This window comes from Pseudomonas sp. Xaverov 83, from assembly GCF_019352905.1.
Lineage (GTDB): Bacteria > Pseudomonadota > Gammaproteobacteria > Pseudomonadales > Pseudomonadaceae > Aquipseudomonas > Aquipseudomonas yamanorum.
Window position 1 is genome coordinate 254637 of record NZ_JAAAFU010000075.1, and the last position, 12658, is coordinate 267294.

The 12658-nt window shown below is 61.4% G+C and carries 10 protein-coding genes; 5 read left to right on the forward strand and 5 right to left on the reverse strand.

Features of this window, described 5'->3' with window-relative positions:
• The first annotated feature begins 100 nt into the window (after window positions 1-100).
• Window positions 101-967: a transcriptional regulator HexR gene (gene hexR, locus K0H47_RS22435; RefSeq protein ID WP_010168370.1), complete on the forward strand. Its 867-nt coding sequence runs from the start codon at window positions 101-103 to the stop codon at window positions 965-967.
• 225 nt (window positions 968-1192) lie between these two features.
• Window positions 1193-1390, forward strand: coding sequence for a PA3496 family putative envelope integrity protein (locus K0H47_RS31195; RefSeq protein ID WP_081253237.1), 198 nt, complete (start codon window positions 1193-1195; stop codon window positions 1388-1390).
• On the opposite strand, the gene K0H47_RS22440 is transcribed toward K0H47_RS31195, so the two are convergent.
• The gene (locus tag K0H47_RS22440; protein ID WP_063033791.1) at window positions 1320-2294 is read right to left on the reverse strand and encodes a LysR family transcriptional regulator; all 975 of its coding nucleotides are present in this window, start codon (window positions 2292-2294) and stop codon (window positions 1320-1322) included. The genes K0H47_RS31195 and K0H47_RS22440 overlap by 71 nt on opposite strands.
• A gap of 196 nt (window positions 2295-2490) precedes the next feature.
• On the opposite strand from K0H47_RS22440, the gene K0H47_RS22445 reads away from it, so the two are divergent.
• On the forward strand, window positions 2491-3906 hold the full coding sequence (locus K0H47_RS22445; protein WP_003213442.1) for an acetyl-CoA carboxylase biotin carboxylase subunit: 1416 nt from the start codon (window positions 2491-2493) through the stop codon (window positions 3904-3906).
• Between the two features lie 11 nt (window positions 3907-3917).
• The gene (oadA, locus tag K0H47_RS22450; protein WP_201140717.1) at window positions 3918-5726 is read left to right on the forward strand and encodes a sodium-extruding oxaloacetate decarboxylase subunit alpha; all 1809 of its coding nucleotides are present in this window, start codon (window positions 3918-3920) and stop codon (window positions 5724-5726) included.
• A 74-nt stretch (window positions 5727-5800) separates the two neighbouring features.
• Here the strand turns inward: oadA and K0H47_RS22455 are convergent, their stop codons facing one another.
• From K0H47_RS22455 to K0H47_RS22465, 3 genes are all read right to left on the reverse strand, one after another.
• Window positions 5801-6874: a hypothetical protein gene (locus K0H47_RS22455; RefSeq protein ID WP_219273671.1), complete on the reverse strand. Its 1074-nt coding sequence runs from the start codon at window positions 6872-6874 to the stop codon at window positions 5801-5803.
• 111 nt (window positions 6875-6985) lie between these two features.
• A complete protein-coding gene (locus K0H47_RS22460; RefSeq protein WP_219273673.1) occupies window positions 6986-8314 on the reverse strand; it encodes an autotransporter domain-containing protein in 1329 nt (442 codons plus the stop codon).
• 111 nt (window positions 8315-8425) lie between these two features.
• Window positions 8426-11398 (reverse strand): autotransporter domain-containing protein, encoded by a 2973-nt coding sequence (locus K0H47_RS22465; RefSeq protein ID WP_219273675.1) that lies wholly within the window; start codon window positions 11396-11398, stop codon window positions 8426-8428.
• 87 nt (window positions 11399-11485) lie between these two features.
• On the opposite strand from K0H47_RS22465, the gene K0H47_RS22470 reads away from it, so the two are divergent.
• Entirely contained in the window at window positions 11486-11761 is a 276-nt protein-coding gene (locus K0H47_RS22470; protein ID WP_063033796.1) for a helix-turn-helix domain-containing protein, read from the forward strand.
• Between the two features lie 220 nt (window positions 11762-11981).
• Here the strand turns inward: K0H47_RS22470 and K0H47_RS22475 are convergent, their stop codons facing one another.
• Entirely contained in the window at window positions 11982-12653 is a 672-nt protein-coding gene (locus K0H47_RS22475) for a GNAT family N-acetyltransferase (protein ID WP_219273677.1), read from the reverse strand.
• Between the last annotated feature and the right edge of the window lie 5 nt (window positions 12654-12658).

Consider the following 12658-nt stretch of genomic DNA (forward strand, 5'->3'; position numbering starts at 1 on the left):
TGATTAAGTGATGCATCGAGCGGGCAAATCGGTAATTCTTGTAGTATAACTACAAGCTTGCTACATCCCTGGCGTCTGCCAATAACAAGAGTCCAGCCCTTTGAACCTGTTGCAACATATCGCCCAGTCGCGCCACCTGTTACGCAAATCGGAACTCAAGGTTGCCGATCACGTGCTGCTTGACCCTGCGGCTGTGATGCACAGTTCCATGGCCGACCTGGCCCACAGCGTGGGCATCAGCGAGCCGACCATCGTGCGCTTCTGCCGCGCCATTGGTTGCTCCGGGTTCCAGGACTTGAAGCTCAAGCTGGCCCAGAGCCTCGCCGCCGGTGCGAGCTTCGGGCAGTTCGCGATTCACGAAGACGACTCCGTCGCCGACTACAGCCTGAAAATCTTCGACACCACCCTGCATACCCTGATGGAAGTGCGGGAAAAGCTTGACCCGGTAGAGCTGCAAAAAGCCGTGACCGCCATGTCCCAGGCCCAGCGCGTGGAGTTCTATGGTTTCGGCGCGTCCGGTGCGGTGGCGGCGGATGCCCAGCACAAGTTCTTCCGTTTGCTGCTGACGGCGGCGGCCTACAGTGACCCGCACATGCAGGCGATGTCGGCAGTGACGTTGAAGCCCACCGACGTGGCGATCTGCATTTCCCAGTCCGGCCGCTCCAAGGATTTGCTGATCACCGCCAACCTGGTGCGTGAAAGCGGTGCGACCCTGATTACCCTGTGCCCGAGCCAGACGCCATTGGCGGAGCTGTCGACCGTCAACCTGGCGATCGATGTGCACGAAGACACCGAAATCTACACGCCATTGACCTCGCGTATCGCCCACCTGGTGGTGATCGACGTGCTGGCGATGGGCGTGGCCATGGCGCGGGGCCCGAGCCTGGTCAACCACCTCAAGAGCGTGAAGCGAAGCTTGCGCAGTCTGCGGTTGTCACCCAAGTCCGTAAAAGCCCTCGACGACTGACTCAAGGGCATACTCGGTCAAAATGTGGGAGCTGGCTTGCCTGCGATAGCGATCTGTCAGTTGCCATCTTCATTGGCTGATGCACCGTTATCGCAGGCAAGCCAGCTCCCACAGTTGATCGTGTTTGAGCCTCGGAAGATTCATCGTCCTGTCATCCCCGTGCCGCTAAACCGTCATTGCCCGAGCCCATCCTGAACTCCCCTTACTCGCATTGGGAGACTCGAAATGGCTCGGCAATACGAAGAAAGCAACAGCGCTGTCAAAACCCGCCGCCAACAGGAAGACCAGCGCCGCATGGCCTTCCGTCGCGCAATTGAAGACCGCTGCGATCAGCGCCAATTGCAACAGAGCATCAGTGACTATCCGGAACTCCACTGGCAGGCGCCCGCAGCTGCCCAGCGAAGCGCTCAGCCAGCGCGCTGATTTGCAGCCGCTCGCTGCGGATAAAGCCCAGGAAGGCATGGGCCACCGGTGACAGACGCTTGGCCTTGGCCTGCACCAGGCACCAACTGCGGTACAGCGGCAGTTCTTCCACCGGCAGCTCCTTGAGCCTGCCGGTGGCCAGTTCCAGGTTGACCGCGTGGCGCGTCAGCAGCGCCACGCCCAACCCGGCGGTCACGCACTCGCGCTGCGCCTCGGCCGAAGACACTTCCACCGTCTGGGTGAAGTGCACGCGCTTCTCCTTGAAGTACTCCTCGCACGCCATCCGCGTCCCGGACCCCGGCTCGCGCAACAGCAGGGTGTAAGGCTCAAGGTCCTGCAGGCGCAACGGCCCTTGATGGCTCAGCGGATGGTCGTGGGGCGCCACCGCGACAATCGGGTTGTTCAGGAACGGCAGGAATTCCAGGCCCATGTCCTGGGGCACCATGGACATGATCACCAGGTCATCGCGGTTGTCCGACAGCCTGCGAATCACCTGGGCGCGGTTGACCACCGTCAGGTGCAGGTTGACCTCAGGGTGCTGGCGCTTGAAGGCGGCAAACAGGTGCGGCACGAAGTACTTGGCGCTGGATTCCACCGCCAGTTTCAGCTGGCCTTGCAACGAGCCCTGCATGTCAGAGAGCTGCATGTCGAGGTTTTCCAGGCGCCCGAAGATGTCTCGGCTGGCCCGTTGCAGGGCTTCAGCTGCTTCAGTCATATAGAGCTTTTTGCCGACGTAATCGAATAACGGCTGGCCCAGCAGCTCTTCCAGCTGCTTGATTTGTAGGCTAACGGCCGGTTGCGTGAGGGACATTTCCTCGGCTGCGCGGCTATAGGAACGCAAATCACAGACTTCATTGAAAATCTGCAACTGACGCAATGTCATACGCATCAATGACTTACGCATTACTCAAGCACTCCCGCCAACCTCTGATGCCCTGACTATAAGTCTTTGCTTATACACAACCCAATTATTATTGATTTTTGTTAATCCCTACAGGGGCATAGTGTGTGTCTCGCGACTGGCTTGAAACATTTGGTCACGCGCCGACCCGGCTCCGGCGGGTCGAAGTAGGTAGCAATCGGCTCAAGGGAATTTCCAAGTGATAAAAAAGATCCTGATCGCCAACCGTGGTGAGATTGCCGTACGTATCGTGCGTGCCTGCGCCGAGATGGGCATCCGTTCGGTCGCGGTCTATTCCGACGCCGATCGCCATGCCCTGCATGTAAAGCGCGCAGATGAAGCCCACAGCATCGGTGCCGAGCCATTGGCCGGCTACCTGAACCCGCGCAAGCTGGTGAACCTGGCGGTGGAAACCGGTTGCGACGCGCTGCACCCCGGCTACGGCTTCCTCTCGGAAAATGCCGAGCTGGCGGATATTTGCGCCGAACGTGGGATCAAGTTCATCGGCCCGTCGGCCGAAGTGATTCGTCGCATGGGCGACAAGACCGAAGCCCGCCGCAGCATGATCAAGGCCGGTGTGCCGGTCACCCCTGGCACCGAAGGTAACGTTGCCGACATTGCTGAAGCCCTCACCGAAGGCGACCGTATCGGTTACCCGGTGATGCTCAAGGCAACTTCCGGTGGTGGCGGTCGCGGCATTCGTCGCTGCAACAGCCGTGAAGAACTCGAACAAGCCTTCCCTCGTGTGATTTCCGAAGCCACCAAGGCGTTCGGTTCGGCGGAGGTGTTCCTGGAAAAATGCATCGTCAATCCCAAGCACATCGAGGCGCAGATCCTCGGTGACAGCTTCGGCAACGTGGTGCATCTGTTCGAGCGTGATTGCTCGATCCAGCGCCGTAACCAGAAGCTGATCGAAATCGCCCCAAGCCCCCAGCTGACCCCTGAACAGCGCGCCTACATCGGCGACCTGTCGGTGCGTGCCGCCAAAGCCGTGGGCTACGAGAATGCCGGCACCGTGGAGTTCCTGCTCGCCGAGGGCGAGGTGTACTTCATGGAGATGAACACCCGGGTGCAGGTGGAACACACCATCACCGAAGAAATCACCGGCATCGACATTGTGCGTGAGCAGATCCGCATTGCGTCGGGCCTGCCGCTGTCGGTCAAGCAGGAAGATATTCAGCACCGGGGTTTCGCGTTGCAGTTCCGCATCAACGCCGAAGACCCGAAGAATAACTTCCTGCCCAGCTTCGGCAAGATCACCCGTTATTACGCGCCCGGCGGTCCCGGCGTGCGTACCGACACGGCGATCTACACCGGCTACACCATCCCGCCGTTCTACGACTCCATGTGCCTGAAGCTGGTGGTGTGGGCGTTGACCTGGGAAGAAGCCATGGACCGTGGCCTGCGCGCCCTGGACGACATGCGCCTGCAAGGCGTGAAGACCACTGCCGCCTACTACCAGGAAATCCTGCGTAACCCGGAATTCCGCAGCGGCCAGTTCAACACCAGTTTTGTGGAAAGCCACCCTGAGCTGACCAACTACTCGATCAAGCGCAAACCCGAAGAGCTGGCCCTGGCCATCGCCGCCGCCATCGCCGCCCACGCAGGCCTGTGAGGAACATTCCAATGACTAAAAAGATCTTCGTAACCGACACCATCCTGCGCGACGCCCACCAATCGTTGCTGGCGACCCGCATGCGCACTGACGACATGCTGCCGATCTGCGACAAGCTCGACAAAGTCGGCTACTGGTCCCTGGAAGTCTGGGGCGGCGCGACCTTCGACGCCTGCGTGCGCTTTCTGAAAGAAGACCCGTGGGAGCGCCTGCGCAAACTGCGTGCGGCATTGCCCAACACGCGCCTGCAAATGCTGCTGCGTGGCCAGAACCTGTTGGGCTATCGCCACTACAGCGACGACGTGGTCAAAGCCTTCGTCGCCAAGGCTGCCGTCAACGGTATCGACGTGTTCCGCATCTTCGACGCGATGAACGACGTGCGTAACCTGCGGGTGGCCATCGAAGCGGTAAAAGCGGCCGGCAAACATGCCCAGGGCACCATCGCCTACACCACCAGCCCGGTGCACACCATCGAGGCGTTCGTGGCCCAGGCCAAGCAAATGGAAGCCATGGGTTGCGACTCGGTGGCGATCAAGGACATGGCCGGCCTGCTGACGCCATACGCCACCGGCGAACTGGTCAAGGCGCTGAAAGCAGAGCAAAGCCTGCCTATCTTCATTCACTCCCATGACACCGCCGGCCTGGCCGCGATGTGCCAACTCAAGGCGATCGAAAACGGCGCCGACCATATCGACACCGCCATCTCCAGCTTCGCCTGGGGCACCAGCCACCCGGGCACCGAGTCGATGGTCGCCGCCCTCAAAGGCAGCGAATTCGACACCGGCCTGAGCCTGGAACTGCTGCAGGAAATCGGGCTGTACTTCTACGCCGTGCGCAAGAAGTACCACCAGTTCGAAAGCGAATTCACGGCGGTCGACACCCGTGTGCAAGTCAACCAGGTACCGGGCGGGATGATTTCCAACCTGGCCAACCAGTTGAAAGAGCAGGGCGCGCTGAACCGCATGAGCGAAGTGCTGGCCGAAATCCCGCGCGTTCGTGAAGACCTCGGCTTCCCGCCGCTGGTTACCCCGACTTCGCAGATCGTCGGCACCCAGGCGTTCTTCAACGTGCTGGCCGGCGAGCGCTACAAGACCATCACCAACGAAGTGAAGTTGTACCTGCAAGGCGGCTACGGCAAGGCGCCGGGTACCGTGAACGAAAAATTGCGGCGCCAGGCCATCGGCAGCGAAGAGGTGATCGACGTCCGTCCGGCCGATCTGCTCAAGCCGGAAATGACCAAGCTGCGCGGCGAAATCGGCGCGTTGGCCAAGTCCGAAGAAGACGTGCTGACCTACGCCATGTTCCCGGACATCGGGCGCAAGTTCCTCGAAGAGCGTGATGCCGGCACCTTGAGCCCTGAAGTGCTGTTGCCGATTCCTGAAGCCGGCGGCGTGGCCCGTGCCGGTGGTGAAGGCGTGCCGACCGAGTTCGTGATCGACGTGCACGGCGAAAGCTACCGCGTGGATATCACCGGCGTGGGCGTCAAGGCTGAAGGCAAGCGCCACTTCTACCTGTCCATCGACGGCATGCCCGAAGAAGTGGTGTTCGAACCGCTCAACGAATTCGTCAGCAGCGGCGGCAGCAAGCGCAAGCACGCTACCGCGCCGGGCCATGTCAGCACCGCAATGCCGGGCAATATCGTCGACGTGCTGGTCAAGGAAGGCGATGTGGTGAAAGCCGGCCAGGCCGTGTTGATCACTGAAGCGATGAAGATGGAGACCGAAGTACAGGCGTCTATCGCCGGCAAGGTCACCGCCGTTCATGTGGCCAAGGGCGACCGGGTCAACCCGGGTGAAATCCTGATTGAAATCGAAGGCTGATCAACAGCCTTCGAGATTACCGCTTAAACCTCGGGGGGGCATGTGCCCCCTTTTTTTTCGCCTGGAATTTGCCCTCAGGCCGCCACGGCTTCCTTGGGTTTGAACGCCACAGAAGCCCCGGTTGGGGTGTAGATCAGCTCGGGGGTGTAGGCCTTCAGGTTGCTGGTGACCGTGCCGAACTGGCCGTCTACCTGCTGGGCATCAACCACCCGTAGCTGGCGCCCCAGAAGCTGGTCATTCTCGGCCGTGACGTCGATGTTCAGCGTGGCGTTATTCAAGACGGCGCGGTTCTCGACTTTCAACGTGCTGTGGGCTTCGTCCTTGCCGACCTTGAAGGCCAGTGTCGAATCCGGTTCAAGGCTCAAGGTGTCCTTGATCCTGGTCTGCGACTTCGTGGCCGGGTCGAGCAGCAGGGTGCCCGCGACATTCAGGCTGCCAATGGTGCCACCTGCGTAGGTGCCGCCCGGGCGTATGTGCATCTCCCCACCGATTCGGCTTTTGTTGATCAGGGTTGCGTCGGCGTAGACCTCACCCTTCTGGTTGGCGGGCACGGGGCCGGTCAAGGTCCAGGTGCCGCTGCCGACCCAGAGGTGTTGCATCTGGCTGGCACCGTCAAAGGTGCCACCCTTGGCGCTGTCCAGCAGCACCTGGTTGGTGCCGCTGCCTCCGTCGACGGCGCCGTCGAAACCGCCGCTGCCGCGCACAATCAACAGGTCGTCGCCGCCGCCCATGTCCAGGGCAATGCCGTTGCTGCCTTTGATCAGGCCTGCGTTCACCACCTCGTCCGCCTGGTTGCCCGCAAGTTTTACCCCGGTGCCCTTTTTGTTTTCGATAAGGCCCTGGTTTTCCAGCCAGACAGGATTCTGGCCGGCGCTTGAAAGGCCCTGGGTCGTGGCGGTAGGCGAGTTGGTGATTTCGATGCCTCGCAGTGAAGTGCGGGGACCGGTTTTGGCGTAGGGGGAAATCAGCTGGCTGACATTATCGATGTCCAGTCCTGCCCCATTGTTGAGGGTTACGGAGATGGAGGTGAAGTTTCCACCGACGGGGGCGGCTGAAGGTGGGCGAGGTGCGACGGCCTCGGCGAGTGACCGAGTGCCGTAGGCCAGCAGGGAGCCTAGGGAAGGAAGGTACGGGATTGTCGACGACATAATGTTCCGGCCTCTTGGGTGAAAGAGACCGGAATGTAGCGAGCAACCCGGGTTGTTGACTGTCAGGCCATCGGGCCGATGCTTGCGGGATTCTTCCTCAATTCACCGAGGTTAGAACGCCATCCGCCAGTTGCCCATCAGTCCTTGTTGAAGGCTGTTGCCGCCGACCTCGGCGGTATAGGCCAGGCCCATGGTCTGTTGTGTCGAGAGTGCCAGGTCGAGCCCGGTATGCAAGGCGAGGCTGTCACGGTCAAGGGAGGTGCCTTCGATGCTGAAGTCACTGTTGAAGCTTGGTCGTTTTATCAAGGCTGAGGATTGGCGCACGCTGCTGTCCACGTCGCCGTAGAGATGCTTCCAGCTAGTGCTCAGATGCGGTTTCAAGGTCATCCGGTTGTCCAGCTCAAACGCGCTGGTCATGCGCAGGCCGAAGGTACTGCTGAGGTTTTCCTGGGTCTGGGTGCCGACGTTCAGCGCTGTGAAGCCGCCTTTTTCCTGGTAGCTGTCACGGTGATAGCGCTGGTAGCCGACACCGGCAAAGGGTTCGACGCTGAAGCTGCCCTTGTCCAGTTGATAGCCCAGTTCGGCGAAAGCGTTCTGGCTTTGGGCGTTGTATTTGCCTTTGGCCTGCTCGCGATAATCGACGAAGTCAAAGTCCACGGAGCGTTTGGATTGGCCGGCATGGCCGCTGTAGATCGCACCCAGGCGCAGGGCCAGGGGCCCGTCCTGCCGCACCGCGTAACCACCAAGGTGCCAGCTGTCCAGGTCACCCTTGAAGCGTTTGGCGCTCAGGTCGCTGGCAGACTTGGCGCCCATTACACCCACTCGCCATGCGTCATTCACTGCCCAGTCGCCACCCAGCATCAGGCCAGTGGTTCGGCGATCCAGACCCGCGCTACCGTGCTGCCCATCGAGCTTGCCAGCGTCGCCCAGAGCCTGGAGCCAGACGCGACCATTGCCTGCGCCATTGCTGACGTTGCGGTCGTCGCTCAGTTGGCGCATGGCTGAAAGCAGGCTGCTATTGAGCTGTTTCATGCTGTCTTGAGTGGCGGTGCCAAGGTTGGCGTTCTGGCTGCCTGCCAGTTGCTCAAGGACCGCACCCGCACGGCCTGGTGCCAGATTGTCGAGGTCCCGGGTGAAGCTTTCCAGTTGATATTCTTGCCATTCGTTGAGCTTTCCCGACTCGAGAAGGGTATCCACGGCCGAGTCCAAGACGCGAGCGACCTGCTGGCCGTTGCGGGTGGTCGCTTGGTCGGCGAAGTAGAAGTCGGGAGTGGGCTCGGGTGGCTTGGGATACGGGTGGCCCTGCTGGCCTACCGCCGGTTGTGGGGTGAGCCACTCGCTGTCTGGATCAATCTCCTCTTGCGCCTGGACGAATTGGGCGCTGTTGGCTCCCAGTGCGAAGATGATGGCGACAGCGAGCTGTTTCTGTAGGAGTGGCATGTAAACCGAACCTCTTGATGTATGAGGTCGGGAAATCTAGCGAGGTAAAGGGCGGATAAATGTCAGGCTATCCACCCTTGCCTTGCCAGAGATGTCTCTAGTGGGCTGCGATTAAAAACTCATCTGCCATTGCCCGATCAACCCGTGATTGCGGCTGTTACTGCCTATTTCGCCGCTGTAGCCCACACCCAGCGTGTGGCGGGCCGACAGGCCAACATCCAGCCCGGCCTCCAGCATCAAGCTGTCACGGTCCAGTGCGCTGCCTTCGACGTTGAACGCGGTACCGCCCATCAGGAAGGCCTGGCGAGTGCTGCTGTCGACATCGCCGTAGGTGTGTTTCCAGCCGGCGCTGACCCGTGGCGTGAGGCTGATGCCATTGTCGAGCTGGCTCAGGTGTGCCAGGCGCAGGCCGAACGTGCTGCTGAAATTGTCCTGGGTTTGCCCGTCGACATGCAGGGCCGCAGCACCGCCTTTTTCGTTGTAGCTGTCGCGGTGGTAGCGCTGGTAGCCGAGGTTGGCGAACGGCTCGGCGCTCAGACGCCCGCTGCCCAAGGCATAACCCAGTTCGGCGAAGGCTTGTTGGCTGTTGGCGTCGTAGTCACCTTTGGGGCGATCGCTGAAACCGTCGAAGGTCACGGTGCGTTTGCTGTCCCCTTGATGCCCACTGTAGGCAGCACCAAGGCGCAAGGCCAGCGGTCCACTCTGGCGCATGGCGTAGACGCCGGCGTGCCAGCTGTCGACGCTGCCATCGACGCCGGTGGTGTCCAGGTCGGTCTTCGAGTAACCGCCCAGTACGCCCACGCGCCACTCCGAATCGAGTGCCCAATCGGCCCCCAGCACACTGCCTTTGGTGCGCTGGGTCAAGCCGTTACTGCCGTGGTCGCCGTCGAGCTTGCCGTAGCTGCCGATGCCTTGCAGCCACAGGCGGCCTCGGGCATTCGGATCGTTGAGGTTACGAGCTTCGGCGGGTACGCCAGTGGCGGCCAGAACGGGGGTGTCTTTTTGATCAAGGCCCACCAGCAATCCTGCGCCGCCGCCCAGTTGATGCATGGCGCTGAGCATGCTGTTGCCGACCTGGGCGCTGGCGCCGAGGGTCGCGCTGGTCAGGTTGGCAGTGCTGCTGCCTGCCAGTTGCTCGATGGCGGCACCGGCGCTGCTGTTGGTGGTGTTGAGCAGGGCGTTATACAGCGGGTTATTGTTGCCCAGGGTTGCCAGGGCGTTGGCGGCGCTGGTGCCGTTGCCGGTGTTGGCGAACTGATTGAAGGCCACGTCGTTGCGGGTATAGGTCAGGCCAACCTGGGTAGGGCTGTAATCCAGGGTGGGGGTGAGGAAGGCATAGTCGCTGGTGACCTTGCCGAATGTGCCATTGATGCTGCCGGCCTGCAGCACCGTGTAATGGCTTTGCCACGGGTAGGTGCCGGTGCCGGGATTGACCGCCAGGGTCGCGCCATTCAGGTAGGCCGTGCCACCGACCTGGACTGGAGCGCTGCTGCCGTCGGCATTCACGCCATAGGCCAGGGTCGAGCCGCTGGTCATGGTCAGGTCGCGGATGATGCTGGCGGTGCCGAGTGCAGTGTTTGTCTGCAACGTGCCTTTGACCAACAGGCTGCCGACGCTGCCGCCACCGGCATAAATACCGCCTTCATCGACGGTCACGTTGCCGGCGATCCCGCCTTGGTTGATCAGCTTCGCGCCGCTGAAAATCTCGCCGCCATCGCTGAAGTCACCGCTGCCGGTGAGGGTCCAGGTGCCTTGCTTCACGTCCAGCCATTCAAAGTTGCGGCTGTCGCCGAAACTGCCGCCGGCGGCGTCGTCCATGATCACGCGGTCATATCCCGTGCCGCCATCCACCACGCCGACAAAACGGCTGCCGCCGAGCAGGGTCAGCTTGTCATCGCCGCCGCCCAAATCCAGGGCCAGGCCGTTGCTGCCGCTGATCAAGCCAGCGTTGACCACCGTGTCGGCAAACTCGCCGACGAACTTCACGCCGAAGCCATCCAGGCCCTGGATGGTGCCGTGGTTGATCAGGGTCGTGGCTGCCAGTCCCGAGCCGTCGCTGCCGTCGTCCACCAGCACCGCGTTATTGGCGCCGCTCACCAGCGCACCGACACCGTTGAACACATAGCCACCGCCAAGGGCGATGCCTTCGCTGCCGTTGGCAAAGCCGTTCTTGTCGACGCCACCGGCGCCTACGCCCTGGATGACTCCGTAGTTTTCGATGTGGGCGATCTTGTCGATGTCCACGCCGTCGCCGTCGCCATCCGGCTGCAGTCCGGAGAATGCGCCAGTGATGGTGCCGTGGTTGATCACCGTGCCGTCGCCGTCGGAGCCAAAGCCCGAGCCGTTACGGCCGATCACCGTGCCGTAGTTGGTCAGCGTGGCGCCCAGGTCGGTGGTGATGCCGTGGCGCCCGCCGGAGATGAGGCCGTAGTTGGTGACGGTCACGCCGGTGGCGGAGTCGATGTCGACGCCGTCGAATTTGTCATCGCGCGAGTGAGTGTCGCCGGTGGAAATCTCGCCGTAGTTGGTGATGCTGGCGTTGCCGCCGGTCTTCATGCCGTCGCTGGCGTCGCCGCGAATCAACCCGCCCTGGCGGTTGATGATAGTGGTGGTGACGTTGGGGCTGCGGATCGCATCCAGGTCCAGGCCTTGGCCGGTGGCAGAGCGAATGGTGCCGCTGTTGTCGATCAACAGGCTGCCGCTGGCGAAATTGCTGTCGATGCGCAGCGCGTCGTTGGCACCCTGGATCACGCCGCCGGCGCGGTTGTAGATGCTGTAGTTGCGCGCGGCGGTGAGATCGCCGCTGCTGTCGATGGCCCGGCCACCCGTGGAGGTAATGCTGCCGGCGTTGTCGATCACCACGCCATTGCCGGTGGTGCCGTCCTTCAAGGTCACCGCGACTTTGGAAGTCGTGATGCTGCCCGGTGCCGAAATCGTCAACGAGTCGCTACCGCCGAGGGTTTGCCCGGTGGTAGTGGGCGTGTCGATCTGCAGCGTCTTGGTTGGCGCGGGCGCCGCATCGGCAAAACCGCTGCTGACCAGCAGGCCGAGAGTGAGCGCAAGGCGCTGGGGCGAAGGGGGCATGGCGGGCGACCTTGTTTTTGGAAAAGAGTCGACCTGTATAGCGGAGGTTTTTTACAGAATGATGGCGGGGAGGTGACGGGGATTGAAATGAGCCTGACGGTTGAAGAACGAACCCGGTTGATCGAAAGCATTCAGGATGCATTGGCCGAGGGAATGCTGGAAATAGCCGAGGCGGTACGCCGGCTGCGAACGGAAGTCACTGGGCTGCATCAGAGCCAGTTTGCCAAGATGTGCAAAATCTCCGTACGCACGCTGGTGCATATCGAACATGGCGAGGGCAATCAGACGCTGAAGTCGTTGAACGCAGTGTTCAGGCCGTTTGGGTTGAAGATGGGAGTGGTGAAGGTTCGCAGAAGCTTGTAGGAAAAAGCGATGCCGTGGTGTTTGATCGTGAGCAAGTACTTCAAGGTATAGATGCTCGCCTATTCGCCTCGGCTGAGCACAAGGCCCGGATACGCTGAAGATACAATGTGGGAGCCGGGCTTGCCCGCGATGACGGTGGGTCAGTTAATACATTTGTGACTGATACACCGCTTTCGCGAGCAAGCCCGCTCCCACATTTGTAAGGGGGTGGCAGGGTGGATTAGGTACGGCATTCCACCAGCGTTTTCAACTGTCCCGAACCGGTCTGGTTGGCATCTGACAGCCACCGCTCAAAGCCCGCCCCAATCGCCGGCCATTCCCCATCCAGGATCGAATACCACGCCGTATCCCGGTTGCGGCCCTTGACCACGGTGTGCTGGCGAAACACCCCTTCAAAACTGAATCCCAACCGCTCGGCCGCATTTTTGGAGCGGGCGTTGGCGTTGTTGCACTTCCATTCCAGGCGACGATTTCCCAGCTCAAACGAGTGCTTGGCCAGCAGGTACACCGCCTCGGTGCTTTTCGGAGAGCGTTGCATCGGCGCGCCGAAGGTCACGTGGCCGATTTCGATGCGGCCTTGCTCGGGCACGATGGACATCAGGCTGAGGATGCCTTGCACGTCGCCGCTGGCCTTGTCGATCACGCTGAAGAAGTACGGGTCGCTGTGGGACGCGTGGTTGTTCAGCCAGGCGTCGAAGGCGGCGCGCTCGGGGAACGGGCCGTAAGGCAAATAGTCCCACAGCTTTGGATCAGCACCGGGGCCTTGCAGGGCGTTGAACAGGTCATCGCCGTGGCGGGCCGGGTTGAGTTTTTCCAGGCGGATGAAGCGCCCTTCGATAACGGTGACGGTAGGCGCCGGGACACCTTTCCAGTCGGCCAATGATGTCGTCATGCTGT